Annotated in this window: 24 protein-coding genes; 17 read left to right on the top strand and 7 right to left on the bottom strand. The window is 55.9% G+C overall.

What is annotated here, in order from left to right; genetic code table 11:
• The first annotated feature begins 49 nt into the window (after positions 1-49).
• Both tviB and LPB19_RS14970 read left to right on the top strand, forming a co-directional pair.
• Positions 50-1,312 (top strand): Vi polysaccharide biosynthesis UDP-N-acetylglucosamine C-6 dehydrogenase TviB, encoded by a 1,263-nt coding sequence (gene tviB, locus LPB19_RS14975; RefSeq protein ID WP_206643682.1) that lies wholly within the window; start codon positions 50-52, stop codon positions 1,310-1,312.
• Between the two features lie 149 nt (positions 1,313-1,461).
• Positions 1,462-1,827 carry a histone-like nucleoid-structuring protein, MvaT/MvaU family gene (locus tag LPB19_RS14970; protein WP_206643681.1) on the top strand — a complete coding sequence of 122 codons (366 nt, stop codon included), beginning with the start codon at positions 1,462-1,464 and terminating at the stop codon, positions 1,825-1,827.
• Between the two features lie 51 nt (positions 1,828-1,878).
• Here LPB19_RS14970 and LPB19_RS14965 read toward each other — a convergent pair whose 3' ends face one another.
• Both LPB19_RS14965 and LPB19_RS14960 read right to left on the bottom strand, forming a co-directional pair.
• Positions 1,879-2,838: a GGDEF domain-containing protein gene (locus LPB19_RS14965; RefSeq protein ID WP_206643680.1), complete on the bottom strand. Its 960-nt coding sequence runs from the start codon at positions 2,836-2,838 to the stop codon at positions 1,879-1,881.
• 3 nt (positions 2,839-2,841) lie between these two features.
• Complete coding sequence (locus tag LPB19_RS14960; RefSeq protein ID WP_266097051.1) at positions 2,842-3,825, bottom strand: response regulator; 984 nt, start codon at positions 3,823-3,825, stop codon at positions 2,842-2,844.
• A gap of 362 nt (positions 3,826-4,187) precedes the next feature.
• Here LPB19_RS14960 and LPB19_RS14955 point away from each other — a divergent pair, with 362 nt between their 5' ends.
• Both LPB19_RS14955 and sbcB read left to right on the top strand, forming a co-directional pair.
• Entirely contained in the window at positions 4,188-5,075 is an 888-nt protein-coding gene (locus LPB19_RS14955; protein WP_206643678.1) for a DUF6160 family protein, read from the top strand.
• Positions 5,076-5,122: 47 nt separating this feature from the next.
• Complete coding sequence (gene sbcB, locus LPB19_RS14950; protein ID WP_206643677.1) at positions 5,123-6,571, top strand: exodeoxyribonuclease I; 1,449 nt, start codon at positions 5,123-5,125, stop codon at positions 6,569-6,571.
• Positions 6,572-6,576: 5 nt separating this feature from the next.
• Here the strand turns inward: sbcB and LPB19_RS14945 are convergent, their stop codons facing one another.
• The gene (locus tag LPB19_RS14945) at positions 6,577-8,574 is read right to left on the bottom strand and encodes a class I SAM-dependent methyltransferase (RefSeq protein WP_206643676.1); all 1,998 of its coding nucleotides are present in this window, start codon (positions 8,572-8,574) and stop codon (positions 6,577-6,579) included.
• 29 nt (positions 8,575-8,603) lie between these two features.
• The gene (locus tag LPB19_RS14940; RefSeq protein ID WP_206643675.1) at positions 8,604-9,767 is read right to left on the bottom strand and encodes a flagellin; all 1,164 of its coding nucleotides are present in this window, start codon (positions 9,765-9,767) and stop codon (positions 8,604-8,606) included.
• 392 nt (positions 9,768-10,159) lie between these two features.
• On the opposite strand from LPB19_RS14940, the gene LPB19_RS14935 reads away from it, so the two are divergent.
• The 5 genes from LPB19_RS14935 (at position 10,160) to LPB19_RS14915 (ending at position 14,871) form a co-directional block, all read left to right on the top strand.
• Entirely contained in the window at positions 10,160-10,987 is an 828-nt protein-coding gene (locus LPB19_RS14935) for a flagellin domain-containing protein (RefSeq protein WP_206643674.1), read from the top strand.
• A gap of 75 nt (positions 10,988-11,062) precedes the next feature.
• A complete protein-coding gene (locus LPB19_RS14930) occupies positions 11,063-11,482 on the top strand; it encodes a flagellar protein FlaG (RefSeq protein ID WP_206643673.1) in 420 nt (139 codons plus the stop codon).
• Between the two features lie 182 nt (positions 11,483-11,664).
• Positions 11,665-13,074 carry a flagellar filament capping protein FliD gene (gene fliD, locus LPB19_RS14925; RefSeq protein ID WP_206643672.1) on the top strand — a complete coding sequence of 470 codons (1,410 nt, stop codon included), beginning with the start codon at positions 11,665-11,667 and terminating at the stop codon, positions 13,072-13,074.
• Positions 13,075-13,100: 26 nt separating this feature from the next.
• Entirely contained in the window at positions 13,101-13,499 is a 399-nt protein-coding gene (gene fliS / locus LPB19_RS14920; protein ID WP_206643671.1) for a flagellar export chaperone FliS, read from the top strand.
• Positions 13,500-13,659: 160 nt separating this feature from the next.
• On the top strand, positions 13,660-14,871 hold the full coding sequence (locus tag LPB19_RS14915; protein ID WP_206643670.1) for an argininosuccinate synthase: 1,212 nt from the start codon (positions 13,660-13,662) through the stop codon (positions 14,869-14,871).
• Here LPB19_RS14915 and LPB19_RS14910 read toward each other — a convergent pair whose 3' ends face one another.
• A complete protein-coding gene (locus LPB19_RS14910) occupies positions 14,872-15,906 on the bottom strand; it encodes an AraC family transcriptional regulator (protein WP_206643669.1) in 1,035 nt (344 codons plus the stop codon).
• A gap of 757 nt (positions 15,907-16,663) precedes the next feature.
• Positions 16,664-17,635, bottom strand: coding sequence for a response regulator (locus LPB19_RS14905; protein WP_206643668.1), 972 nt, complete (start codon positions 17,633-17,635; stop codon positions 16,664-16,666).
• 151 nt (positions 17,636-17,786) lie between these two features.
• Between LPB19_RS14905 and LPB19_RS14900 the strand changes: the two genes are divergently transcribed.
• From LPB19_RS14900 to LPB19_RS14890, 3 genes are read left to right on the top strand one after another with little or no spacing between them, the layout of a single operon-like run.
• Positions 17,787-18,269, top strand: a complete 483-nt coding sequence (locus tag LPB19_RS14900; RefSeq protein WP_206643667.1) for a YajQ family cyclic di-GMP-binding protein — start codon at positions 17,787-17,789, stop codon at positions 18,267-18,269.
• 9 nt (positions 18,270-18,278) lie between these two features.
• Entirely contained in the window at positions 18,279-19,685 is a 1,407-nt protein-coding gene (locus LPB19_RS14895; RefSeq protein ID WP_407943965.1) for an AmpG family muropeptide MFS transporter, read from the top strand.
• Entirely contained in the window at positions 19,686-19,994 is a 309-nt protein-coding gene (locus tag LPB19_RS14890) for an MGMT family protein (protein WP_206643666.1), read from the top strand.
• Between the two features lie 36 nt (positions 19,995-20,030).
• Here LPB19_RS14890 and LPB19_RS14885 read toward each other — a convergent pair whose 3' ends face one another.
• Positions 20,031-20,792, bottom strand: a complete 762-nt coding sequence (locus LPB19_RS14885) for an SDR family oxidoreductase (RefSeq protein WP_206643665.1) — start codon at positions 20,790-20,792, stop codon at positions 20,031-20,033.
• Between the two features lie 124 nt (positions 20,793-20,916).
• Here LPB19_RS14885 and LPB19_RS14880 point away from each other — a divergent pair, with 124 nt between their 5' ends.
• The 5 genes from LPB19_RS14880 (at position 20,917) to LPB19_RS14860 (ending at position 25,487) form a co-directional block, all read left to right on the top strand.
• Complete coding sequence (locus LPB19_RS14880; RefSeq protein WP_206643664.1) at positions 20,917-21,465, top strand: FxsA family protein; 549 nt, start codon at positions 20,917-20,919, stop codon at positions 21,463-21,465.
• A 199-nt stretch (positions 21,466-21,664) separates the two neighbouring features.
• Entirely contained in the window at positions 21,665-21,952 is a 288-nt protein-coding gene (gene groES, locus LPB19_RS14875; protein ID WP_011785505.1) for a co-chaperone GroES, read from the top strand.
• Between the two features lie 74 nt (positions 21,953-22,026).
• Entirely contained in the window at positions 22,027-23,679 is a 1,653-nt protein-coding gene (gene groL / locus LPB19_RS14870; RefSeq protein WP_206643663.1) for a chaperonin GroEL, read from the top strand.
• Positions 23,680-23,845: 166 nt separating this feature from the next.
• Positions 23,846-24,637 carry a type II secretion system protein N gene (gene gspN, locus LPB19_RS14865; RefSeq protein ID WP_206643662.1) on the top strand — a complete coding sequence of 264 codons (792 nt, stop codon included), beginning with the start codon at positions 23,846-23,848 and terminating at the stop codon, positions 24,635-24,637.
• A gap of 4 nt (positions 24,638-24,641) precedes the next feature.
• Positions 24,642-25,487 (top strand): type II secretion system protein N, encoded by an 846-nt coding sequence (locus LPB19_RS14860; RefSeq protein WP_206643661.1) that lies wholly within the window; start codon positions 24,642-24,644, stop codon positions 25,485-25,487.
• Positions 25,488-25,511: the final 24 nt, after the last annotated feature.

Genomic DNA, 25,511 nt, shown 5'->3' with positions numbered 1-25,511 from the left:
GATGTGAAAAGGATTGAACAGGGTGTTTCTGTGTTAAAGGGAATTTGGGATGAAAAAAATAGCCGTTATTGGTCTGGGTTATGTTGGTCTTCCTCTCGCCGTCGCCTTTGGTGGGAAGAGGAGCGTTGTAGGGTTTGATATCAATAGCCGAAGAATTGCCGAACTTAGAGACGGGCTGGATTATACCCGGGAGGTCTCCAGCGAGGAACTGACTGCTGCCATTGGCCTAACGTTTGCCGATTCTCTAGAACACCTCTCCGATTGTCAGATTTATATAGTCACCGTCCCCACCCCTATTGATGAATTTAAGACCCCGGACCTAATGCCCCTGATTAAAGCCAGTGAAACGGTTGGGGCAGTTTTGAAACCAGGCGATATTGTGGTCTATGAATCCACTGTTTACCCGGGGGCAACCGAAGAAGTTTGTGTTCCTATTCTAGAGCGAACCTCTGGGTTAGTTTTCAACGCGGATTTTTTCGCGGGTTATAGTCCGGAGCGTATCAATCCCGGGGATAAAGAACACCGGGTAGACAGCATTAAGAAGGTCACGTCTGGCTCGACACCAAAGGTAGCGGATGAGGTGGATTCGCTATACGCAGAGATTGTCATTGCGGGAACCCACAAAGCCAGTTCAATAAGAGTTGCCGAAGCCGCGAAAGTAATTGAAAACACCCAGCGGGATTTGAACATTGCGCTGATGAATGAGCTCTCAATGATCTTTTCGCGGCTTAAGATTGATACTCATGAAGTGCTCGCTGCTGCAGCCACCAAGTGGAATTTCCTTCCGTTCAAGCCGGGCTTGGTTGGGGGGCATTGCATTGGCGTTGACCCGTATTACTTGACTCACAAAGCTCAGGCGATTGGTTATCACCCGGAAATCATTCTTGCTGGTCGACGAGTAAATGACAATATGGGGCCTTATGTAGCGTCTGAGCTTGTCAAAGCGATGATCAAAACAAACCATAAGGTGGCCCAGTCTACGGTGTTGGTGATGGGCTTTACCTTCAAAGAAAATTGTCCGGACCTTCGAAATACCAGGGTAATTGATGTAATTCGCGAGCTTGAGGACTTTGGCTGTGTTGTTGATGTTGTAGATTGCTGGGCAGACAGTGGCGAGGCTGAGGAGGAGTATGGCATTTCGTTCCACGAAGCACCTGGTGAAAAAAACTATGATGCGGTTCTTTTGGCTGTTCCCCACAAAGAGTACTTGGAAAATGGTTCCGGAGAGTTGCGGAAATACCTCAAGCCAGATGGTGTTCTGTTTGATCTGAAGGGTGTTCTGCCTATTGGTGATTCTGATTTGAGGTTGTAAAACTCTGTTCCGGCGCTAAAACTGGGCTATATTTTTGTCTTTTTTATTTTCTTGCCAATAATTGTTTTGATTACTTTTTTTTATTTTACTATTATTGTTACCGACCTCAGGTCAATATTTTATGCTGTTATTTAAAGGGCTTTAGCTTCATGGCAAAAATCAATGATTATTACCAAAAGAAGCAGCTTATGGAAAAGCTGGCTTTAGAGTTGGAAAAGCTGGAAGAAGATCAGTCTCTGAAGAGTGAGCTGGAATTTGAGAATAAAGTACGTGACTTGATGGACGAATATGACAAGTCACCGAAGGACGTGCTGCAGATTCTTTCCGCGATTGATCCTTCTTTGGCTGGTGCAAAAGTAGAAGCACCGGCTGGCCGCGCGAAGCGTCCTATGAAAACGTATAAGAACCCGCATACTGGCGAAGTGGTTAAAACCCGCGGTGGTAACCACAAGACCCTGAACGCGTGGCGGGAAAAATACGGCAAGGAAGCGGTGCAGGGCTGGCAGCAGGATTAATCTGGCCAGTAACTGAGCATCAAAAAAAGCCCGGCAGTTCGCCGGGCTTTTTTATTGTCCCGATAGGATGACTTTGTTTCGCCCACTTTTTTTAGCCGTATAAAGCGCTTCGTCAGCTTGTTGAAGCCACTGTATATAGTTCTCCTGGGTTGTCGATGACGCAGCGATCCCAATGCTTATGGTGTACCGGATGTCGGCGGCACTCGTCTCCACGATGCTGTGTTCGATGGTTTCGCGGAGGCGTTCACAAATAACCTGGGCTCCGGCGGCGTCTGTCTCAGGCAGGATGATGCCAAACTCCTCACCGCCGTAGCGCCCGGCGATGTCTGATTGCCTCAGCAGGCTCTTCATCGTTGCGGCGGTGTGCTTTATGACTTCGTCGCCTGCGAGATGACCGTGGGTGTCATTCACTGTTTTGAAGTGGTCAATGTCGAACATCACCAGCGACGCCGTGTGGGCGTATCGCCGGAAACGCTCGTATTCGGTGTCGAGCAGGTTTTCCCAAGTGCCTCGATTCAGTAGGCCGGTTAATCGGTCTGTCATACTCAGCTTTGCCAGCTGGTCGTTGGCGTGCTCCAGCGCGCGCTTGCTGCTGGCAATGTCTGTCACGTCGTAGACCATCAGGCACACCTTTTCGACCTGTCCTGACGCTTCTGCCAGGGGGCTGATGGTGAGGTTCTGGAACATGAATTCTTCGGTGCCGGTGATCGGGCGCGTGTTCCGGAATTTGAACAGGTAAGGGCGTTGCTCCCAGGAAGTGAAGACCCGCATCTTCAGTTGCGCGACGGCCTCCACCCGCCGGCAAAGCCAGGCTTTGGGGATGTCGGGGAATAATTCGAACAGCACTTGGTCCCGGATACGGCTGGCGGTGATGCCGCTGTGATTTTCCATAAAACCATTCCACGCCTGCACCCTGAAATTCAGGTCGAGTACGACCAGCCCCACTTCGACCGACTCCATCATGTCGACTAACCAGTGGAAGGATTGCGCGTCGTGTTCTTGTATGGTCATCGGTTAGTCCGCCAGATATTCGATGTATCTGCCAAGGGCCGCTAAAGAGGCCTCGGTAAACAGCACCAGCATGTCGCACTGGATATTCTTGCCCTCGAGTGTGTAGACGATCTCAATGCACAGCAGTTGCTCGTCCTGCGTTCGATGGTGTTGCAGTAACTCGGAAACCTGACGCTGGTGGCCCAGCACGGCGGGGCGTCCCAGTCCGATGTTCAGATCCAGCTGGTCGCCAAAGCCTTTCAGAAAGGCGCCAAACAGGATGCTCGACATGTCCATCAGCACCTCTGTGCGCACCGAATCGCTGGACGTCGACTCGTAATCGAGCATTTGAGCCATTTCCGCAAGGCTTGAGTCCGAGAAGATCAGCAGGGCCTCTCCGGCCAGGCCGGCCCCGGTGAAGCCCTGGCAAACCGTCGAGTACGTTCCCGAGTCTCTGGCGGCAGAAATCGCCTGTTGCAGTTCGGAGTTGGCGAGGAAGCCGACCTTCGGGATGGGCTGCTTGATGAAAACATCCAGCAGTCGGGCGAGCAGATCGGTCGAGCGTCCCATGGCGACATTCGCCAACTCCTGCAGGTAATCCGGTAGTGTTAGCGCGCTGTCTTTGGCCAGAGATGCTGCGCTTGCTGTCATGCAGTCTTCGGAAGCTAACTTGCAGGTTAAATCCGACTGGGGAGGGTAAAGCCCGTATTCGCGCAGCAAATTCTGCACGAGTTCGGTATCTGTTGGTTTTTTGATGAAACCAATCGCGCCCAATGTGCTCACTCTTTGTCTGGCCTCAGGCTGGATGTCGCCGGATACCACAATCGTGATAACCGGAAGATCCTCTGACTGGGCCCGTTCCAGCACTTCGTAACCGTCCATGTTGGGCATATTCAGGTCGAGAAAGAGCAGGTCGGCTTTTTCTTCTCGCAGAAGTTCAAGTGCTTCAGCCCCATCGCCGGCAAACAAAACATGGGTGTTGAGCCCAGCGGGAAGGGATCTGGCCATCTGTTTTCTGGCGAAGGCGGAATCGTCGCAAATCAGAATTCTTGTCAGTGTTTCGGTGGTCATTAATTTGCGACTTCGCTAACGGTGGCTGAGTAGCTTTAATGTACGAATAGGATACACATGTCAGGCATTTTGTGCGATTGATCATGCTTGTTTCAGGTTATAGGCGCGGGGGCGTTGCGAATGTGACAAGGCTCACTCTATTGGCCGAGCTGCCTCCGATATAGTGTGCGTGTGGCAAAAAGATGAGTTACTCACAGGCCACCTGCCTCCGTTATTCAGAAAGTTCTAACAATACAGAGGAGGCGGCAGAGTCCGGCGTCGAAACTGGCTCTAACCGACTAATCAGAGACGCTCCAACTATGAACTACAAGGCGTATGGATACGCTGCCGTTACCATGTTTTCTCTGGGTATGTCCGCCGTTGCCCAGGCTGAGTTGCAACCCATTTCAGACCAAGCGATGGGTGAGGTAACCGGGCAGGCGTTTATGGAAGTTGAGAACATTGAAAATGTCACGGGTTCGACACTGGATTACACCCGGATGACACTGGGTTTGGATGTCGAGACACGAGTTAATATTGACGACGTCACCCTTGGAGGCACCGCTGACGGAGCCGATTTGGCAGCTTCTCGAGTGGCGCTTGGCCACATCGCCCGGGTTGACGGTGTGGAGTACAACGGCAAAAGCTATCTTGCTGATGAAACCGTTCCTTTTGAGGCTGCCAGGCCTTACCTCGAGTTGGCCGAAAATCCCACAGATAAGCGTTTGGTTGGTTTTCGTATGGGATTCGAGCAGGCTCGAGGTTCTGTTTCTTCGGTGACATCCAACTTCAGCGGCAACATTGGGCTGAGGATCACCGACGACAGCACAGGAAACGTCTATGACGCGGCCTTGTTCGATGCCAGTACTCAGGCGACCGACTACCGCGCGACCCACATAGGCATTGATGACGCAGCCGTTACAACGGACTGTGCCACTGGTGCCAATTGTGCGCCTTTATCTCATGCCCAGTCATTGATTGTGGGGCAAGACAATGGCGGCACGACGGACTTCACCAGCGATTTCTTTATTGGTTTCCAGGCCGAAGACGTGCCCTGGCAAAGCCCGGCAGGAGCGAATGTCATCAACGCCGGGAAAGGGGTTTATCTCAACCTGCCCACCAGCATGACCGTAAAGATGAGCGAGCTATCCGCGGGTTTGCCGCGCCTGCGTACCCACCAGAACGATCTGGGGACAAAGCTTTTTTAAATGTTAAACTCCTGTCATCAGACATTTAATGGCAGGAGTTTCGTCCCTTGATTCGCTCGTTCTACTGGCATGACTACGAAACCTTCGGTGTTGATCCGATTCATGACCGTCCTTCCCAGTTTGCCGGTGTTCGAACCGACGAGCATCTGAACATCATCGAAGAACCACTTGTGATCTACTGCAAGCCTGCGGACGATTATTTGCCGTCACCCGAGGCTTGCCTTATTACCGGTATTACGCCCCAGAAAGCCCTCGAAGACGGATTTCCTGAAGCCGAATTTATCGCCCTGATCAACGACGCTTTCAGCCAGCCTGGGACGTGCGTGGTGGGCTACAACAGCCTGCGATTTGACGATGAGGTGACGCGGCACACCCTTTACCGAAACCTGCGCGACCCCTACGCCCGCGAGTGGCAGAACGGCAATTCCCGCTGGGACATCATCGATATGGTCCGGCTCACCTACGCGCTTCGCCCTGAGGGTATCCACTGGCCGAAAAAGGATGACGGCAGCCCCAGCTTTCGTCTTGAAGAACTGACTAAAGCGAACGGCATTGCCCACGAAAGCGCTCACGACGCTATGTCGGATGTTCAGGCAACCATTGCGATGGCGAAGCTGATCAAGGAAAAGCAGCCCAAGCTCTTTGATTTTGTCCTGCGCAATAAGGACAAGCATTCGGCCAGGTCCATGCTGGATACAGCCGTCATGAAGCCAGTATTTCATGTGTCTTCGAAGTACCCGGCTTCTCGTGGTTGTTGCGCTTTGGTGGCGCCGGTCGCCGAGCATCCGTCCAACAAAAATGCCGTGATTGTATACGATCTCCGGGAAGATCCTGACGAACTGTTGCAGGCGACGCCTGAGCAGATTCGTGAGCGGGTGTTTACTTCACAATCCGAGCTTGGCGACGACACGCCCCGTTTCCCACTGAAAGCCGTTCACCTGAACAAATGTCCGGTATTGGCGCCAGCAAACATGCTTTCGACGCTGCCGCCCGAGCGGCTGGCCGAGTTGGAATTGAACGGTGATGCGCTTAGAGCCAATCTGGCAAAACTTCGGAAAGTGCCGGATGTGTCTGCACGGATTGCACAGGCCTTTGATCGGGAGTTCGAAGGGTCGGACCTGACCGATCCAGATGAACAGCTATACGCCGGCGGCTTTATTAGCCGAACCGACAGGGAAAAACTGAACTGGGTGTTGAGCCAATCGGTGGAACAGCTGGGCGAGCAGGATGTGCAGTTTGAAGATGGCCGCCTGCAGGAAATGCTATTCCGCTATCGCGCGCGTAATTACCCGGGTACCCTCATCGGGGAGGATGTCGAACGCTGGGAAACCTTTCGCGCCCAGCGCCTGATGAGTCCCAAGCAGGGATGGCGATCTCTGGAAGCTTATGGCAAAGAGCTGCAAAGGCTGGCCGCCGACCCGGAGTTAACTCCGAATAAGCGGCATATTCTTGAGGAGCTGCACCTGTATGGGGAATCGTTGATTCCCTATATGTAATTGCGTTACCGGCGCTTGCTGAAGTAAACGCTCAGGCCCTGACCCACGAGGCTTTGAACTTCATTGCCCATCGCCTCGGCCTGAATCTGGCGCTGTACGGGCTTCGGGGACAGTGAGTGCCCCTCGGCGTCGCGGGCTTTAATCAGCTTCCATTCCACTTCATTGCTCAACAGGCCGAGCAGTTGCTTCAGCTGATCCGGATCTTGCGGTGCGAACCAGCGGTCCCGGCAACCGCCGAGGCTGAAGAAATCGTCCTCATGGGCCAGGTCCTGCCACGGCGTCTTGTCATGATTGTTGAGCACCAATTGGCGTAACTGTCGAAGGGTGGCGCGATTTGGCTGAAGGTTGTGCTCTTTAATCAGGTCACGAATTTGGCGGTCGCCGCGAGTTTGTTCTGTGATGGCCGTATGCAGGTGTACGACAGCGCCGGCATTCGTGGCGTCGTTCACCAAGGCGCTCAGGGAAAGGTCTGTCATCGCCGCAGAGGGCAGGCGACCCACCTCTACCCAATGGAGCTTGTGGCCGTCAGCGACAAAGCGCTGGGCGATGGACCAGGGCCAGAACACGATGTTATCCAGCCCTATCTCTGCCGCGACTCGGCCACCCTTCGCAACATTGGCAAGGGATTCATCGACCGCAATCACTTCCACATCGCTCAGGTAACGGGCCAGTTCCAGCGCACGCTGGCCGGATTGGGCTCCGCATACCAGGATGCGCAGGGTGTCCGGCAGGTCTTCGGCTGGCAGCCCCAATTCCTGAATAAGGATTTTCTTCAGACTGGTTTCGGTCTGTTGTGACAGGTTGCTCCAGGTCGGCCAAGCCTGCGGAAGATCGATTTTGTCCAGGCAAAGTTCCTCAGCCTTTTCCTCGAAATTCTGCTTGATGGCTTCTTCATTGGCGCGATCGTAGTAGCTTGCGACCATGACTGCCTGCATCGCCAGCGGCCAGTCGGTCAGGTTCCACTGACCAAGCTGAACAGCAAACGCCTGGTGGAACAGAGCGCCGTACATAGCACTCATGATCAGTGAGCCATGCAGCGCTGCCTGCGGTTCTCCGAGGGCAAGCTGGGCTTGCAGGCTGTTGTTGATCGCATCGATCATGCGCTGTTCGTCATCCCTTGCCGCGATGGCGTAACCGGTGCGCTCCGCATACTGTGCAATCGCCAGGGCGAGCGGCTGGAGCTCATCACGCAATTCGGCAGTCTGGGCGACTTCCGCCAGAACGGCGCGGCGCAGCAAACCAACAAATTGTTCGATGGCGGCGCTCGGCATCAGGACTTTTTGCAACGCCAGAATCAGCAGTTCGTCCTCGCTGGCGGTGTCCAGAAGAATCTGTGCGTCAGGCACGTTCAGGTCGTATTTCGCGCTCAGGATCGCACCAACAAAACGGCCGATTTGCTGATGGGGTAGCGTGTCCTGCCTGAGCAAGGCGATGGCATCTCGGGCCAGGTCGTCGTCCGCCTGGTGAACCGCCAAATGGGAAGCGCAAGTCAGCATGCCGGAATAGACTGAGCTCCAGTCAGCGCCCATTTCCAGCAGCTTCCGGTAATGCAGGTAGGCCACATCAAATTGAGCCTTCAGGCGTTTGGCATGGGCAACGCCGCAGAAAGCGGTGGCGGATTGCCGGTCCAGCTCCAGAGCCTGAGCGAAGTATTGCTCCGCCATGGCCGGCCGTTCACTTTTGAGGGCCCAGTAGCCAAGGTTGGTATATTGTTGAGATTGCCCGGGTTGGGCGTCCAGGCTGGCGATAAACAAAATCTGAGCCTGTTCAAGGTGCCCATCATCCAATGCAACCCGTCCGAGCAGGCCCAGTGCCGGCGCATAGTCCGGCTCCAGCGCAAGCGCAGCCTCCAGGTGCTGGCGGCAGAGCTTGCGAGCGTCAAGACGTGCGGCCAGTGGCGTCGTTTCGCCGTTGGACTGGCTGTACGCTTCGCTGGCCCTCAGGTACAGCCGGGCGGCCTGCGCGTTCTGTGTTTGCCCGTGACGGTAATGCTTCGCTTCCATGGGACACCTCAACCTGTCAATTGATCAACTTAACCCTGCAGCAGCTGCAGTACCTGTTGAGGCCGTGCATTGGCCTGCGACAGAACGGAGAGACCGGCCTGCTGAAGCACCTGGGTGCGGGCCAGTTCCGCAGATTCCGCGGCGAAGTCGGCATCACGAATGCGGCTGTTGGAGGCCGACAGGTTCTCCGAGGTGGTGCTGAGGTTGGCAATGGTGGACTCAAAGCGGTTCTGTACCGCACCCAGCTCTGCGCGGATGCTATTGATGGAGTCGATGGCGTAGTCGATATTGATCATCGCCAGGTCAGCGCCAGCCTGAGTCGAGATATCCGTGGCGTTTACTGAGACTGTATTGGCGGCAGCGGTGCCAGCTACTGTCTGGGTGCCGCCACCTGCTGGCGTTATTGCCACGGAAAAGTCGGTGCCGAACTGCGACGAAAAAATCAGTTCATCGTTGGTTCTGTTCATGTTGACTTCAACGCCCGTGGTCGGTGACTGGGCATTGATCTGGCCCAGAACGTCCTGCAGGGAATTCGCCCCGGTGACGGTAACGGGCGTTACAGCACCATCGGTCCCGGTAATGTCGAAGGTGATATCAACCGTGCGCCCTTCATCGAAGATTGTTTGCAGGGTATCGGTACCATCGGTCATGGCCATGAGGCCAGTGGACTGGTTAATGGTAGAACCGATCTGCGAGCCACGGGTATCGAAGCCAGACACACTGATGGTGTCGCCGGCGTTGGCGCCAACCTGGAAAGTCTGGGTGAGGAGGCTGCCGTCCAGAATCTTCAAACCGTTGAACGAGGTTTGGCCGGAAATTCGGTTGATTTCCGCAATACGTTCCTGAACTTCGGCATTCAATGCCGCGCGGTCTGAAGGGCTGTTTGAGGCGTTGGCGGACTGAACGGCCAGTTCACGGATACGCTGCAGGTTGTTTGTGATTTCGTCCAGCGCGCCCTCGGTTGTTTGCGCCAGAGAGATACCATCATTGGCGTTGCGCTGCGCCATGTTGAGGCCGGTAATCTGGGACTCAAAGCGCTCGGAAATCGCGAGGCCGGCAGCATCGTCTTTGGCTGAATTGATCCGCAGGCCCGATGACAAGCGTTGCAGGGCGACATTGGCATCGCTCTGGGTGGCGTTCAGGTTACGTTGGGCATTGAGTGAAGCAATATTGGTATTGATTATCTGAGGCATGTTGTTTCTCCCTGCTCTGAGATGCCGGTCACTCTGTGTTCGATCATTTGGAGACGCATTGCCGGCCAATGTTATTGGGTGTCGTTGTTTTCAGGGTGAAGCGAAACCTGTGCCAGTCTTGGTTTTTGGTTCTTATGTTTATGAAAAATAAAGTTTTTACGTTTTCTTGGTGTTTTAGTGTTTTAGCGGGCACTGAAAATACCGTCGGCAGGAGGGAATGAGCTTGCCGCATTTAAAGGGTTGTTTACATTTGCTCACAAATTAGTGGTTTTTTTTCTAAAGAAACGATTTCTAGGGCCGTTAAGTGGAATAACAGGGCGGCGCTACAAAACACTTGGACGAGCGCCACACCTTTTCCATGAAGTAACGACACCAGTCGAAGGAGAAGTATTATGGCTCTCGGAATCAACACTAACATCGCCTCAATCAACGCACAGAACCAACTGGGTAAGTCTCAGAGTCTGTCTGACCAAGCGCTTGAGCGACTGTCTTCGGGCCTGCGTATTAATTCCGCCAAGGATGATGCTGCCGGTCTTTCTATTTCAACTCGCTTTGACGCTCAGATCCGTGGTCTGACGGTCGCCCAGCGAAACGCTAACGACGGTATCTCTCTGGCACAGACTGCTGAGGGCGCCCTCGATGAGATTACCAACAACCTTCAGCGTATTCGTGAGCTTTCGGTTCAGTCTGCTAACGCAACGAACTCCGCCACTGACCGCGCTGCACTGCAGGCTGAGGTTACTCAGCGAATTGAAGAAATCAGTCGAATTGCTGATACAACAACATTTAATGGTCTGAACGTGCTTGATGGTTCGCTCACTGCAACCGAGAACTTCCAGGTGGGAGCTAACAGTGGCGAGGTCATCGCCGTGGACCTGTCGCAAGATATGAGTGCCGATGGAGCATTGGCTGTTTCTGCGGTAGATATCTCCACTGTTGCAGGAGCCAGCGGCGCACTGACTACCATTGATACGGCATTGGATACGGTGAACTCATTCCGTGCGGATTTGGGTGCTGTTCAGAATCGATTCGAATCCACGATCGCCAATCTTGGTAACTCCATCGAAAACTTGAGTGCGGCAAATAGCCGAATTTTGGATGCGGACTTCGCCTCTGAATCAGCGAAACTGGCCAAGGCGAATGTCCTGCAGCAGGCAGGCATCTCGGTTCTTGCGCAGGCAAATGCTCGCCCGAACCAGGTTCTATCTCTCCTTCAGTAAGCTGAGTTAACGAGTGCGCTGGCTCTCCCTGCAGGGGGAGTCAGTCTCTCAATCGGATGGAGAGTGAGGTGAGCCATGACTGACGTAAACCTGAATAATCCGGATTTGAGGCTGGTTCGTGTCAGTCATCAGATCCCGGCACGGGCGTCTGCGTCACCTCTGGCAGAGGGATCCCTCGCGGGACTCCAGCCAGCGCTCTCTTCGGGGAATGTTTCTGATATTGCTCCGGCGTCCTTGTCCGCTGCATCCGCCGTTCGGCATGTTGATGGCGGGGAACCGGTGGGTCAGGCAGTATCCCGGCTGAATGACTTTGTCCAGACCGTGCAGAGAGATCTGCATTTTGAGATGGACAGGGAATCCGGAGAAACCATTGTGAAAGTGGTTGATCAGGAAACTCAGCAGGTGATCCGGCAGATTCCCGATGAGGTTGCGTTGAGGTTGGCAGAAAAATTGCTGCAGGATGAACCGCTGACGTTGTTTGACCTGAAGGTCTAAACGCACGGTTTGACGTTAGCGCCGCTATCTTTCTGAGATAGCGGCGTTTTCTTTTGGTTTTTGTATTGCGTTGCTTACGTGCTGTAACGAAAAAATGGTGGTGAAGGGCAAAGGTTTGCCGCTTTCAGCCGATAGCTGTAATAACGATCAATGAACGGGCAATCCTTGCAAGGGGCGCAAAGATGGCAGGAATATCATCGCTGGGAGTAGGGTCGGGTATCTTCAGTGCCGACCTCGTTGATCAGCTGGTCAATGCAGAGCGACAGCCAGCCGAATTAAGGCTGAACCGCCGGGAAGGTGAAGCTCAGGCCAAAATTTCGGCATTCGGTGCGCTCCGCAGTGCCTTGGAGGCGATGAAGTCCCCGCTTGAAGCGCTGGCCGAACCCGAAGGGTTGAAGGCGCTGTCTGCCACATCCTCAAACGAGTCGACAGCGGCCGTAAGCGTGGATTCTGCCGTTGCCAGTCGCGGTTCGTACAGTGTCAATGTCACTCAGCTCGCCCAGGCCCAGTCCCTTGCCTCTGGCGTGTTTGCCGATTCCGACAGCACGACAGTGGGCGAGGGCACGATGACCTTTACCGTCAATGGTGTCAGTACCGATATCACGGTGGACTCCAGCAACAACACGTTGCAAGGTTTGGCGGATTCGATCAACGATGCGAACGCCGGTCTGTCGGCGGGTGTTGTGGATACTGGCAGTGGTTTCCGTCTGGTCCTGTCGGCCGATGACACCGGGCTGCAGAATGCTATTCAGGTCTCGGTGACCGACGCCGACGGCAACAACGCGGATATGGCGGGCCTATCACAATTTGCGTTTGATGGTGCCGCGTCGAACCTCGCCGAAACCGTTGCGGCAAAAGATGCCTTGCTTGAGGTGAACGGAATTGCTGTCAGTCGCCCAACCAACTCTATTGAAGGGGTTGTCGCAGGCGTCACGTTCGATGTGGCCGCTATCGGCAGCACCAATATAAGCGTGGAGCGCGACGCGGATGCCGTGGCGGAACGGGTCCGGGAATTTGTTGATAAATACAACGAACTTGAGAAAGTTATTGGTAAATACGCCGGATTTAATTCGGTCAGCGGTAGCGGTGGCATGCTGACCGGGGATTCAACGATCCGAAACATGGAGCGAGATATTCGCGCTGGACTGACGACAATACCTGCCGGCCTGGAAACAAGCTCTGTCAGGAGCTTGGCCGACCTGGGGATCAAAACCGACCCGGCTACCGGCAAGCTGGAATTCGATGACGCAATCTTCAAAGAGAAGTTGGAAGCCGATCCGGCGGCGGTCACTGCCATTTTCGCAGGCCAGAGTGGTGGCGAAGGCATTTCCGACAAGATAAGCCAGTCCATTGAAAGCTATGTCGGCAGCGACGGGCTTTTCTCCACCCGAACCGAAGGCCTCAATAAGACCCTGGACCAGATCCGGGATCAGCGGGATCGTCTGGATATCCGGATGCAGTCTTACCGGGAACGACTGGTGTCTCAGTTTACTGCTGCAGACTCGCTGATATCCCAGCTGAACAGTACCGGCAATTACGTCAGCCAGCAGCTGGCGGCCATTGCACCCCAACCATCGAGCAGAAACTCATAACCGACGCTGCAACAGAGAGGTTAGCTATGAACGGCTTGCAGGCATACCAGCGAGTTAATACCCAGACCAGCATCGTCGATGCTGATCCGCACAAGCTGATCCAGCTGCTTTATCAGGGTGCCATTGAGCGCATCAACATGGCCAAGGCCCGCATGCAGGCGAAAGACTTTGAGGCCAAGGGCAAGCTGATTCTCAAGGCAATCGATATCGTGGCTGCTCTTCGGGGATTCCTCGACAAGGAGAAGGGGGGCGAGCTTTCGCAGCGGCTTGATGCTCTGTACGAGTACATGGAGACCGCGCTCTGGGACGCGAACGTCAAAAACGATAAGGCCAAGCTGGACGAGGTGTCCAACTTGCTTCGCTCAGTCAAAGAAGGTTGGGATGGCATCCGCGAGGAAGTTCTTGCCCAGCAACTGGCAGGCTAAGCGTTTTCTTCAGGGTTTCACGATCCGCAGTCCGGCCGGTGCCCTTAGCATCCGGCCCGGCTTCCTACCGTGGTTGTTCTCTCAATAGCCAAGCACCCCGCGCTTCCGTACAATGGTCGCCCTATTTTTCTATTCATAATGTGCAGTCAGGAGCAAGGACATGTCTGACATCAAAAAGGTGGTGCTGGCCTATTCCGGTGGCCTGGATACTTCCGTCATCGTGCGGTGGTTGCAGGATACCTATAACTGTGAGGTGGTGACGTTCACCGCTGATATCGGACAGGGTGAGGAAGTGGCGCCCGCGCGTGCGAAAGCCGAGGCGCTGGGCGTTAATGAGATCTACATCGAGGACCTGCGCGAGGAGTACGTGCGCGATTATGTGTACCCGATGTTCCGAGCCAACACCATCTACGAGGGCGAGTACCTGCTGGGTACGTCCATTGCGCGCCCGCTGATCGCCAAGCGTCTGGTGGAAATTGCCAACGAGACCGGCGCGGATGCGATTTCTCACGGTGCCACTGGTAAGGGTAATGATCAGGTTCGTTTCGAACTGGGCGCCTACGCACTGAAGCCTGGCGTAAAAGTCATCGCGCCGTGGCGAGAGTGGGATCTGAATTCCCGTGAGAAGCTGCTCGCTTATTGCGAAGAGCGGGATATCCCGGTTGAAAAGAAGAAGGGCAAGAGCCCTTACTCCATGGATGCCAATCTGCTGCACATCTCCTATGAGGGCATGAATCTTGAGGATCCGTGGGCGGAAGCCGAGGAAGATATGTGGCGCTGGAGTGTGTCGCCTGAAGAGGCTCCGGATCAGCCGACCTACATCGAGCTGACTTACCGCAAGGGCGATATTGTTGCCGTTGATGGTCAGGACATGAAGCCACACGAGGTGCTGGAGCACCTGAACAAGGTGGCTGGCGCCAATGGTATTGGCCGTATCGATATCGTTGAGAACCGCTATGTGGGCATGAAGTCCCGTGGCTGCTACGAAACCCCGGGCGGGACCATTATGCTGCGTGCCCATCGCGCTATTGAGTCCATTACCCTGGACCGTGAAGTGGCGCACCTGAAAGACAGCATCATGCCGCGCTATGCTGAGGTGATTTACAACGGCTACTGGTGGTCACCGGAGCGTGAGGCGCTGCAGGCACTGATCGACAAGACCCAGGACTACGTCAACGGGACCGTTCGCCTGAAGCTCTACAAGGGTAACGTGGATGTTGTCGGCCGTAAGTCTGACGACTCCCTGTTCGACGAGAAGATCGCCACCTTTGAGGAGGATCAGGGCGCTTACAATCAGAAAGATGCGGAAGGCTTTATCAAGCTGAATGCTCTGCGTCTGCGCATTGCGGCCGGCAAGGGCCGAAAACTCTGATTACTCCCTGATTGCTGGTCGACTGGACGCCCGGAACTCTCCGGGCGTTTTGCCTTTCGTGGCCTTGAATTTCCGGTGAAACGAGGTGGTTTCGCTGTACCCGAGCCGCAGGGCGATGTCCGGAATCGAGAGTTCACTGTTCTGCAGATAATCTTCGGCAAGGGATTGCCGCACCTCATCCAGCACTTTCTGATACGACGTGCCTTCCTGACTGAGCCGGCGCTGAAGCGTCCGATTTGTCACGCCGAGCGCCTCCGCCACGATGTCCTGCCGGCTAATGCCCTGCGTCAGATGGCTCTGAATCATCTGCTTAACCCGGGCTGTCAGTGCGGTGTTGGTATCCAGCACCGCCAACTGGCTCAGGGCGTGGGCCTCCAGGGTTTTGCGCAGCATGGGGTCGGGCTGGCGCAGCCGGGCTTCGAGCAGCTCCTTTGCAAACACAATGGCATCCTCGCCAGCCTCAAACTCAACTGGGCAGTGCCATCGTGTCAGGTAAGCGTCCTCCAGGTCTTTGCCGGGTGATGAGCGGCAAAGGCGGACAAGGTTTGGGCCGGCGGACTCGTCGTCGGCCAGCCAGCGGGCGTACTTGATCCAGGATGACATGACGTTATCAACGATGTGGTCGCAAACGACGGGGTCGGTGTAGTTGCAGCGCCAGCTGAGAATGGCCTGGTTGCCCTGCAAGGCCAGCCTCGTGGTGCCCATGTCGCCCACGAGCCGTTCAAAAGGTGGGATGCGGGCAACGGCTTCGCCGAGAGTGGCGCAACTCATGGTGATGTAACCCACGACGCTGTAGTGGCCCGGTTGAACAAAATCGCCGGTTTGCAAACCCAGTATCGGGTTATTGGCGTGCTCCACCAGCAAGCGAATGAACTGCTGGAGCTGTTCGCCCAGCACGCGGCCTTCGTCCGACTCCAGGATGGCCGGGTCAAGGCGGCAGCGGTGCAACAGAGCTTTTGTATCGATTCCGGCGGCTTCGGCAGCGCGCACATATTGGCGCAAGGCGGCAACGGACGCGGTTCCAAGCGGTTTCATAGCGGCGACTACATCTGTTTGTTGTGGCTACAGTATACCGGAAGTTTGGCTCAGGGATCTGTGCGCTTGGGAGAGTGCGTTTGACGGCCGGTTTGGTGCTGGCAGCAGGGCGCGGGCAAGGCCGCAATAAAAAGGCCAGCTAAAAAGCTGGCCTGAAAGGTGGAAAAAACGAAAGGCCTGAATCAATCGTTAATCCTGTGGAAGCGCATCCCATTCGGCGGCGGAGGTACTACGCGGCTCCTCCACCATGGGGGATACTGCTTGAATCCACGTAATCAGGTTAGGTGGCCGGCACAGGGATGTCTGTGTGTGAACGGTGTCGCAGTGTTAACAGATGTTTTGGGCCAGAGGATGTGCAATCAGAATGTCGGACGATTATCTGCAGCGAGGCGAAGCCGTTCCGCGTGAATTTACGGCGCTCCAGAAACAACAAAACCAGCATGGCTGCTGGTTAGGGAGGGGGGTTCAGTTGGCCGTTCAAGCGGCGTAAACCTGTCCCCATATGGCGGCGGAGGTACAACACGGCTCCTCCGCCATGGGGGATTGCTAACCCCATACTGCGACGAAGGTACAACGCGGATCCTTCGTCATGGGGATATGCGGCTAACCCATACTGCAGCGGAGTTACTGCTTGGCTCCTCCGCTATTGGGATACTGCTTGAATCCACGATGAATAGATTAAGGCTTGCGGCGGGCGCTGTCTGTGTGTGAAGCGTATCGCTGTGTTACGTTGTGTTGGCTGAAATTTGCGCAGTTGTTACGCCTCGGCGCCAACGTCTGGGGCGGTTTCGGTGAACCGCCGGGTCTCGTAGGCCTCCATCAGGCCTTGCACGGCTGAGCGTTCCATGGCTTGCACCAAGGGCGTGCCGTGTTCAGCGTCGGCACGACACAACACCATGCCAGCTTCCACGGAGATATAGCCTGCCGTGGTTTTCAGGGCCTTATGGTTAATGCCGTCAAACACCCGCCGGAATGCGGTGGTGGTGCAGTGATCGCTGTTGGGGAAGTAAGCAACGATGCAGAATTGGTTATCGCCGATGCGACACAGAGCATCGATTGGCCGAATCAGGGTGTTCAGGCGGCGGGCGATGCCGATGGCCAGTTCACTCATGACCGTGGGCGGATGCTTGCGCTTGAGTTCCTGCCAGTTGCGGATGCCACAGAGAACGTAGGCGCAGGAGCCGCCGCGGGATTCCGCGTGGCGTAGCAGTTTACTCAGGCGTTCACGGCCGTACTTGTTGTTGCACAGGCCGGTTTCCAGATCAATGATGTTGGTGGATTCCAGCTCCCGGTTGTTCTCGATAAGCAAGGCGTTGGCTTTGAGCAAGGTGTTCTGTCGCTCGGCCATGCGATCGGCAGCAAAAATCCGGGGAATCAGCTGCTTGGTCATGTCCGACTTGTAAATGAAATCGTCCACCCCGCGGTCAAAGGCCTCTGCCAATGCGTCGTGGCTCTCTTTAGCGGTCAGCAGGATCACGTAGGTGTAGTGGTTGGTCTGCTCATCCTGTTGCCGCACGCAGTCTGCCAGTTCCAGTCCGTCCATCTCCGGCATCAGCCAGTCGGCGATCAACACACTGACGGGGCGCTGTTCAATCATTTCCAGCGCGGCGGGAGCGTTGTTGACGATGCGCACGTCACGGTAGCCGGCATTTCGAAGGGTGCGGCCAACCACCATGCTGCTGAATTTGGCGTCATCTACTACGAGGATGGGTAAATCCAGGTTTGGCATTGTTATCTACTTTCTACCGGTTTGTGATCGGATCAAGGTGCGGATCGCCAGATGCGGTCCGGCGCGGCAATTGCTATGCTTGGCGACCTTGCACATCCGCCTATTTTCATGGCGATAGTATACCCATAGGGGCGACTGGAGAATAACGACCATGCCTTCTTTTGACATTGTTTCTGAAATTGACCAGCACGAAGTCACCAACGCGGTGGATCAGGCCAAACGTGAGCTGGGCAACCGTTGGGACTTCAAGAATGTGGAAGCCGACATCGAAAAGGATGATAGCGGAATCACCTTGAGTGCCGAGCAGGACTTCCAGCTCGAGCAGCTTGAGGAAATGGTCCGTATGGCCTTCGCAAAGCGCAACATCGATAGCCGCGCTTTGTCCGAAGGGGGCGAGAGCAAGTCCGGAAAACTGGTCAAGAAACAGTTCACCCTGAAGCAGGGCATCGAAACGGACATGGCAAAGAAAATCGTCAAGTTGATCAAGGATGCGAAGCTCAAGGTGCAGGCCAGCATTCAGGGCGACAAGGTTCGGGTGACCGGAAAGAAACGCGACGATCTTCAGACCGCCATTGCCCACCTGCGTGAAGCTGAGCTGGATATCCCGCTGCAGTTCAATAATTTTCGCGACTGATCCGGAGGCCTGACCATTCTCTCCAGCGACCGCCGTGCCCTGCTCAGGGACACGCTTTATACCTACACTCGTTGGCAGGTCCTTGCCCTCCTTTTCCTGGGGTTTTCGGCTGGCCTGCCGTTCCTGCTGGTCTTCTCTACGCTGAATGCGCGGCTGGCGGATGTCGGTGTGGAAACCGCGACGATTGGTTTTTTCAGCTGGCTCGGCATTACCTATTCCATCAAGGTGTTCTGGGCGCCGGTCATTGACCGCGTCCGCCTGCCAATTCTGGATCGGTTGCTGGGCAAGCGTCGCAGCTGGATGCTGCTGGCTCAGGTGGGGATCGCCACCGGGCTATACCTGATGGCCCACGTTGATGCGACCGTTGCACCGGAAACCATGGCGCTGTTTGGCTTGCTTGTGGCGTTCTCCTCGGCCACACAGGATGTGGCGATTGACGCTTACCGCATTGAAATTGCAGAAGAACGCTTGCAGGCGGCGCTGGCGGCAACCTACATCTTTGGTTACCGGCTCGCGCTTCTGGTGGCAGGCGCCGGGGCGTTTTATATCGCAGAATTCTGGTCATGGCAGGTGTCATATGAGGTGATGGCGCTGCTCGTTGGTGTTGGCATGCTCACGGTCCTGGTGGTGAGGGAGCCGCGACTCAATCATTTTGCCGCCGCGCAGGACATCGCGCACAAGATTGAGCAGGAGGCCTCCAAACGAACTCATCTCAGCCCCCGGCTGGCTCGCGCCATGGGCTGGTTTTACGCCGCAGTTGCGGGGCCGTTCCAGGACTTTTTCGGCAGGTATCGTGATTTGGCTGTTTTGATACTGGTAACGGTGGCGGTGTATCGCATCTCCGATATCGCCATGGGGGTTATGGCCAATCCGTTCTACCTGAATTTCATGGGCTTCAGCAAAACCGAGGTGGCAGATGTCACCAAGATCTTCGGTTTCTTCATGACCATTGTCGGGTCGTTTATCGGTGGGGTACTGGTGATTCGTTATGGCGTCCGTAAGATCCTGTTGCTGGGCGCGGTGATGACGGCCGCAACCAACCTGCTGTTCGTGGTGCTTGCCCAATACCCGCCCAATGTCACGACCCTTGCGTTGGTGGTGAGCGCCGACAACCTCAGTGGCGGCATCGCCAATGTGGCATTGATTGCGTGGCTATCGAGCATGACCAGCGCATCTTTCACCGCTACGCAATACGCCTTGTTCAGTTCGTTAATGACCTTGCCCGGGAAATTTCTGGGAGGATTCTCCGGTATTGTGGTGGCCGATTACGGTTACGCGGAGTTCTTCCTCCTGGCTGGCGTCATGGGCGTTCCAGCGATTCTGCTGTCGATGTACATGATTCGAAAAGGTGATCGTCTCGACGCCCTGGCGCCGCGAAAATCTGAAGTTGAACCTGCGCCGGCCCAGGCGGATTGAATGGTTGAATCCGCCAAAGACCGGGCTATCTGGCAGGTCGTGATGGCCATTCCGCAGGGACGGGTAGCCAGCTATGGTCAGGTTGCCAGCATGGCTGGCCTGGGCCGGCAGGCACGTTACATTGGCCGTGCGCTGGGGAAGTTGCCGGCAGGCCACGCAGTGCCCTGGCACCGTGTCATACGCGGCAACGGCCTGATCGCGTTTCCGGAGGGCTCGGCAAAATACCGGGAGCAGGTGGGCTTGTTGGAGAAGGAGGGGGTTGAAGTTGTGCGCGGTCGGGTGGCGATGCGCCGATTTCAATGGCAATAACGGGGCAAGCGCTTACCCGCCCCGTTATCCCTGGCCTCAGAGCCGCAAGCCGCCATCAACTTCGATGATGCGACCGGTCAAGTAGTCATTTTCAAAAATGAAATCCACGGTGGTGGCAATCTCGTCCGGTTGCCCCATTCTCTTCAGCGGGATGCCCGCGCGCATTCGTTCCAGTGCCTCGGGCTTCATTGAGGCGGTCATCTCGGTTTCAATAAAGCCTGGCGCAATGCCCATCACACGAATGCCGTGGCGAGCCAGTTCTTTCGCCCAGACCGGCACCAGGGCGGCAACACCAGCCTTGGCGGCGGAATAATTGCTTTGTCCCATGTTGCCGGCGCGGGAGATGGACGAAATGTTGATGATTACGCCACCGTTGCCGCCCTGAATCATGTGCGTCGAGGCCTCGCGTCCGCACAGGAACACGCCCGTCAGGTTGACATCAATCACCGCCTGCCATTCGGCCAGGCTCATGCGCTTTGCGATATTGCCGTCTTTTGCCTTGACCAGGAGGCCATCACGAAGGATGCCGGCGTTGTTGACAAGGCCATCCAGGCGGCCGAAGTCTCTGGCGACGGCGGCGAAGGTTTCCTCGACGTCCTTTTCCCGAGCGACGTTGCACACATAGGCCCGGGCATCGCCACCGGCGTGCTTGCAGGCGGTGACGGTCTCCTCCAGTTTTTCCGGCACCAGATCGATCAGTGCCAGCCTGGCCCCCTGTTCGGCCAGATAGATTGCCATGGATCGTCCCAGTCCCTGTCCGCCGCCGGTTATTGCGATGACCGAATCTTGAAGTTTCATGTTTCGCCCTAACGTAGAGTAGTAAGTTGATCGCGTGGCGAGCCGAAGGGTGGCTGCCTATAAAGTCAAAAGCCCGCAAGTATATCAGACGCCGCAAAGCCCATAGCCTGAATACAGGTGCCTCATGTCTATTTTTCTCCTTCTGTTCATCGTCATGCCCATCGCCGAGATGGCGGTCCTGATTAAGGTAGGCGGTGTCATTGGCGTTCTCAATACGGTTGGCCTGGTGCTACTGACTGCCGTCATCGGTGCCTGGCTGCTTCGCCAGCAGGGGCTGGCGACGCTGTTGCGCGCCAATCAGCGCCTCAATAGCGGTGAATTGCCGGCCCGGGAAGTGGCGGAAGGGCTGATCCTGGCGGTTGGTGGCGCGCTTTTGCTGACGCCCGGCTTTATTACCGACACCATCGGGTTTCTGTGCCTGATTCCCGTTACCCGACACTGGTTCGCGGCCTATGCGCTCAAGCGGATGGTGATTTCCGGTCAGTCGCGGAATTTCCAGTTCCGTGCCGGGCAGGGGCCCTTCGACCGGGGGCCGTTTGGCGAGCAGGGTAGGCCATTTGGCCACCAGAGCCCATTTGACCGCGAAAGTCGTTTCGACCAGGACGGGGATATCATCGAAGGCGAATACCGCGACAGCACAGAGAGCGATCGCGACCGCATCGAAAAAAAATGAGAAAAATTTTCCTCTCGGGTGTTGAAAACCTTTGGGCTAACCCCACATAGAAGTCACAAGTTAGCCGCGGGCCGATAACGACTGGAAAACAGTAGCTTAGCCGGCCGGGCAATTTGGCCGGAGCATGCATCGCATGCCCGACCTTTTTAAACAGCAAATGTCATTGCCACATTAATCTGACTATTGGAGACAACGAGCAATGAAAATTCGTCCGCTACACGATCGTGTTGTCGTACGCCGTAAGGAAGAAGAAGAGAAAACAGCTGGCGGTATCGTTCTTCCGGGAAATGCCAAGGAAAAGCCGTCTCAGGGTGAAGTGATTGCCGTGGGCAACGGCCGCATCCTGGATAACGGTGAAACCCGTGCGCTGGCGGTCAAGGTGGGTGACACCGTTGTTTTCGGCCAGTACGCCGGTAACACCGTCAAGGTTGACGGGGAAGAGCTGCTCATCATGAGCGAGAACGACATCTACGGCGTGCTTGAGTAATCGCCCCGCGACTCGCACGACACTTCATTGATCCGTTTGATTCAATCTCGGTTTAACGAACAGGAATAGATAACATGGCAGCAAAAGACGTTAAATTTGGTGATAGCGCCCGCAAGCGCATGGTCGCTGGTGTCAACGTACTGGCGGACGCGGTTAAGGTCACTCTGGGCCCGAAAGGCCGTAATGTCGTTCTGGAAAAATCTTTCGGTGCGCCGAACGTCACCAAAGATGGTGTATCCGTCGCCAAGGAAATCGAGCTCAAAGACAAGTTCGAAAACATGGGCGCCCAGATGGTGAAGGAAGTGGCTTCACAGGCCAACGACACCGCGGGTGATGGTACCACCACTGCAACCGTTCTGGCCCAGTCCATCGTTAACGAGGGCATCAAGGCCGTGACTGCCGGCATGAACCCGATGGACCTGAAGCGTGGCATCGACAAGGCAACGACCGAAGCGGTGAAAGCGATCCGCGAGATGGCCAAGCCGTGCGACGACAACCGCAACATCGCCCAGGTCGGTACCATTTCAGCCAACGGTGACGAAACCATCGGTAAGATCATTGCCGACGCCATGGAGCGTGTTGGTAAAGAAGGTGTGATCACCGTTGAGGAAGGCCGTGGCCTGGAAGACGAGCTGGATGTGGTCGAAGGTATGCAGTTCGATCGCGGCTACCTGAGCCCGTACTTCATCAACAACCAGGACAACATGTCCGCCGAGCTGGACGAGCCCTACATCCTGCTGGTCGACAAAAAGATCTCCAACATCCGCGAACTGCTGCCGGTTCTGGAATCCGTAGCCAAAGCTGGCAAGCCGCTGATGATCATCGCTGAGGACATCGAAGGCGAAGCGCTGGCGACTCTGGTCGTGAACAACATGCGCGGCATCGTGAAGGTGGCTGCGGTTAAGGCGCCTGGCTTTGGTGATCGTCGTAAGGAAATGCTGCAGGACATCGCGATCCTGACCGGCGGTACCGTGATCTCCGAAGAGGTTGGTCTGTCTCTGGAAAGCGCCACTCTGGACGATCTGGGTAACGCCAAGCGCATCAACATCACCAAGGAAAACACCACCATCATCGATGGCGTGGGTGCCCAGGCTGATATCGAAGCGCGTGTTGAGCAGATCCGTAAGCAGATCGAAGAAAGCTCCTCCGATTACGACAAGGAGAAGCTGCAGGAACGCGTTGCCAAGCTGGCCGGCGGTGTTGCCGTGATCAAGGTGGGCGCAGGCTCCGAAGTGGAAATGAAAGAGAAGAAGGCCCGCGTAGAAGACGCGCTGCACTCTACTCGCGCAGCGGTTGAAGAAGGCATCGTCGCTGGTGGTGGTGTAACCCTGATCCGTGCAATCGCTGCACTGGATAAGGTTGACGCCATCAACGAAGAGCAGAAAGCCGGCGTGAACATCCTGCGTCGGGCGATGGAAGCTCCGCTGCGTCAGATCGTTTACAACGCAGGTGGTGAGTCTTCCGTGGTTGTGGCCAAGGTTCGCGAAGGCGAGGGTGCCTTCGGCTTCAACGCCGCTACCGAAACCTACGGCGACATGCTGGAAATGGGCATCCTGGATCCGGCCAAGGTTACCCGTTCGGCCCTGCAGGCGGCCGCTTCCGTGGCGTCCCTGATCATCACCACCGAGGCGATGGTTGCTGACGAGCCTGAGGACGACAAGGGCGGTGCCGCAATGCCAGATATGGGTGGCATGGGCGGTATGGGAGGCATGGGCGGCATGATGTAAGCCGGCCCGGATCCCAGCCACGCCTCGATAGCGGAGTGCGTGGTTCGAACGACCCGATCAAAACCCTGCGCTGGTAATACTGGCGCAGGGTTTTTGTTTTTTCTCATGAAGTTGGGCCAGCCGTTTGCTAGACTCGGCTACCAGTCAACTGTGCGCGTGTCGTTGAATGAACGAATCCCAACCAAAGCCTTTTTTCCGTTTCGGAAAGATCTTTTTGCTGGTGCTTCTGGCGCTTGTTGTCTACCTGTCTGCCTTAGTGGTATGGGTGCCGGCGGGCTGGCTCTGGAGCCAGTTTTCCTCGAACGTTCAGTTGCCCGACCAGGTGCAGGTCCGGCAGGTGTCCGGCCGAATCTGGGAGGGGGCCGCGGGGCTCGATGTCGCGGGCTATCCACTTCGCGTGTCCTGGATACTGGGCGTGCCGTCGCTGACCAATCTGACTTTGCCCGTGGATATTTCCATTGCTTCGTCACAATCTTTACTGGAAGGTGATGTTACGATTGGCTGGCCTGCCAGCGCGGAACTGGATGCGAGAGGCAGGGTTGCGGTCGGTGAATTTGAGGATCTGATTCGACAGAGTGGCGGGGCAATGATTGAGGGTGACGTGACCATCGATTCCCTGAATGTCCTGTGGTCCGATAACCGCCTGCAAAGGGCGGACGGTATCGGGCGCTGGCCCGGTGGCCGGGTAACCTGGCCCATGGGTAATCAAACCGGCCAGGCTCAGTTTCCGCCGATGCAGGCCGACCTCGATACTACCCAGGGCGGTATTGGGTTGACGGTTAAAGAGCAGGACGGCAACGGTCCGGCAGCAGAGGCAAATGTGCTTTGGAACGGAATGATGGAAGTTCGGGTTTATAAGCGCATGGTAGACCTGGCGGGTCAGCCATGGTCGGACTCGGCAAGTCCGGACGATGTGATCTTTCGGGTCCGGCAACCCTTGATACCGGGGGCTCGCTAGAGCCATGGCCATAAGCCCGAATTCGCAGGCCCGGATATCCCGGTTGCTGGCTAATCTCCTGTTGATCGGCCTGGCGGTTTATCTGGGGTTGACGCTGGCACGAGTGACCTGGCTTTTCCTGTGGGATGAGCGACCCGTGCCCGCTGCGCCAGCAACATTGGAAGGCGGCCCTGGCGGAGGTTCCGGGTTGTCCGCACCGATGGCCAGTTTTGATTTTTTTGGACGGCCTGCGGCTCAGGCGGGGGTGTCCGAGGTGGTTAAGCGCTCGGCGCCTGAAACCCAGCTCAGGCTGCGTCTGGAGGGGGTTTTATTGGGTCAGCGGCCGGAAGACTCCGGTGCTATAGTTGCAGGAAGCAATGGCGAAACAGGGTATTACCGCGTCGGGGAGATGCTGCCAGGAAATGCCGAATTGGCCGAGGTCGAGGCCGCCAGAATTCTGATACGGCGAGGCGGTCGATACGAGTCGCTCACCTTTGAAGAAGATTCGGAGGCTCTGGTTGCACAGACCCCGGAGCAGCCGGCACAATCTTCGCCCGAAGCCTTTTTGGAAGATGCGCGCGCTCAGCTCGACAATGAGGGTGTTGCAGCACTCAACGCCTATGGATTGCGTCCTGTGGATGATAGCGGTGCATCCGGTTATGTGTATGACGGCTCCAACGCCATGTTGAATGCCGTCAACTTGCAGGCCGGAGATGTCATTACAGCGATCAACGGACAAATGCTGGGTGATCTGGAACAGGATAAAGCACTGCTGGATAGCTGGAGAGACCAGGCTCAGCTCGACATTGAAATCGAACGTGACGGTTCTTTTCTAACCATTAGTTTTGCAATACCCGAGCAATGGCGCTGATCGGGTCAAATAGATACAGGACGA

This window comes from Marinobacter salinisoli, assembly GCF_017301335.1.
GTDB classification, from domain to species: Bacteria; Pseudomonadota; Gammaproteobacteria; order Pseudomonadales; family Oleiphilaceae; genus Marinobacter; species Marinobacter salinisoli.
The sequence above is the reverse complement of the archived record's forward strand: the minus strand, read 5'-3'. Positions and strand labels throughout refer to the sequence as shown.

Bases quoted from the DNA above. Each gene is read 5' to 3' on its own strand.
- tviB (WP_206643682.1), top strand. From the start codon at position 50: ATGAAAAAAATAGCCGTTATTGGTCTGGGTTATGTTGGTCTTCCTCTC.
- LPB19_RS14970 (WP_206643681.1), top strand. From the start codon at position 1,462: ATGGCAAAAATCAATGATTATTACCAAAAGAAGCAGCTTATGGAAAAG.
- LPB19_RS14965 (WP_206643680.1), bottom strand. From the start codon at position 2,838: ATGACCATACAAGAACACGACGCGCAATCCTTCCACTGGTTAGTCGAC.
- LPB19_RS14960 (WP_266097051.1), bottom strand. From the start codon at position 3,825: ATGGCCAGATCCCTTCCCGCTGGGCTCAACACCCATGTTTTGTTTGCC.
- LPB19_RS14955 (WP_206643678.1), top strand. From the start codon at position 4,188: ATGAACTACAAGGCGTATGGATACGCTGCCGTTACCATGTTTTCTCTG.
- LPB19_RS14945 (WP_206643676.1), bottom strand. From the start codon at position 8,574: ATGGAAGCGAAGCATTACCGTCACGGGCAAACACAGAACGCGCAGGCC.
- LPB19_RS14940 (WP_206643675.1), bottom strand. From the start codon at position 9,767: ATGCCTCAGATAATCAATACCAATATTGCTTCACTCAATGCCCAACGT.
- LPB19_RS14935 (WP_206643674.1), top strand. From the start codon at position 10,160: ATGGCTCTCGGAATCAACACTAACATCGCCTCAATCAACGCACAGAAC.
- LPB19_RS14930 (WP_206643673.1), top strand. From the start codon at position 11,063: ATGACTGACGTAAACCTGAATAATCCGGATTTGAGGCTGGTTCGTGTC.
- fliD (WP_206643672.1), top strand. From the start codon at position 11,665: ATGGCAGGAATATCATCGCTGGGAGTAGGGTCGGGTATCTTCAGTGCC.
- fliS (WP_206643671.1), top strand. From the start codon at position 13,101: ATGAACGGCTTGCAGGCATACCAGCGAGTTAATACCCAGACCAGCATC.
- LPB19_RS14915 (WP_206643670.1), top strand. From the start codon at position 13,660: ATGTCTGACATCAAAAAGGTGGTGCTGGCCTATTCCGGTGGCCTGGAT.
- LPB19_RS14910 (WP_206643669.1), bottom strand. From the start codon at position 15,906: ATGAAACCGCTTGGAACCGCGTCCGTTGCCGCCTTGCGCCAATATGTG.
- LPB19_RS14905 (WP_206643668.1), bottom strand. From the start codon at position 17,635: ATGCCAAACCTGGATTTACCCATCCTCGTAGTAGATGACGCCAAATTC.
- LPB19_RS14900 (WP_206643667.1), top strand. From the start codon at position 17,787: ATGCCTTCTTTTGACATTGTTTCTGAAATTGACCAGCACGAAGTCACC.
- LPB19_RS14890 (WP_206643666.1), top strand. From the start codon at position 19,686: ATGGTTGAATCCGCCAAAGACCGGGCTATCTGGCAGGTCGTGATGGCC.
- LPB19_RS14885 (WP_206643665.1), bottom strand. From the start codon at position 20,792: ATGAAACTTCAAGATTCGGTCATCGCAATAACCGGCGGCGGACAGGGA.
- LPB19_RS14880 (WP_206643664.1), top strand. From the start codon at position 20,917: ATGTCTATTTTTCTCCTTCTGTTCATCGTCATGCCCATCGCCGAGATG.
- groES (WP_011785505.1), top strand. From the start codon at position 21,665: ATGAAAATTCGTCCGCTACACGATCGTGTTGTCGTACGCCGTAAGGAA.
- groL (WP_206643663.1), top strand. From the start codon at position 22,027: ATGGCAGCAAAAGACGTTAAATTTGGTGATAGCGCCCGCAAGCGCATG.
- gspN (WP_206643662.1), top strand. From the start codon at position 23,846: ATGAACGAATCCCAACCAAAGCCTTTTTTCCGTTTCGGAAAGATCTTT.
- LPB19_RS14860 (WP_206643661.1), top strand. From the start codon at position 24,642: ATGGCCATAAGCCCGAATTCGCAGGCCCGGATATCCCGGTTGCTGGCT.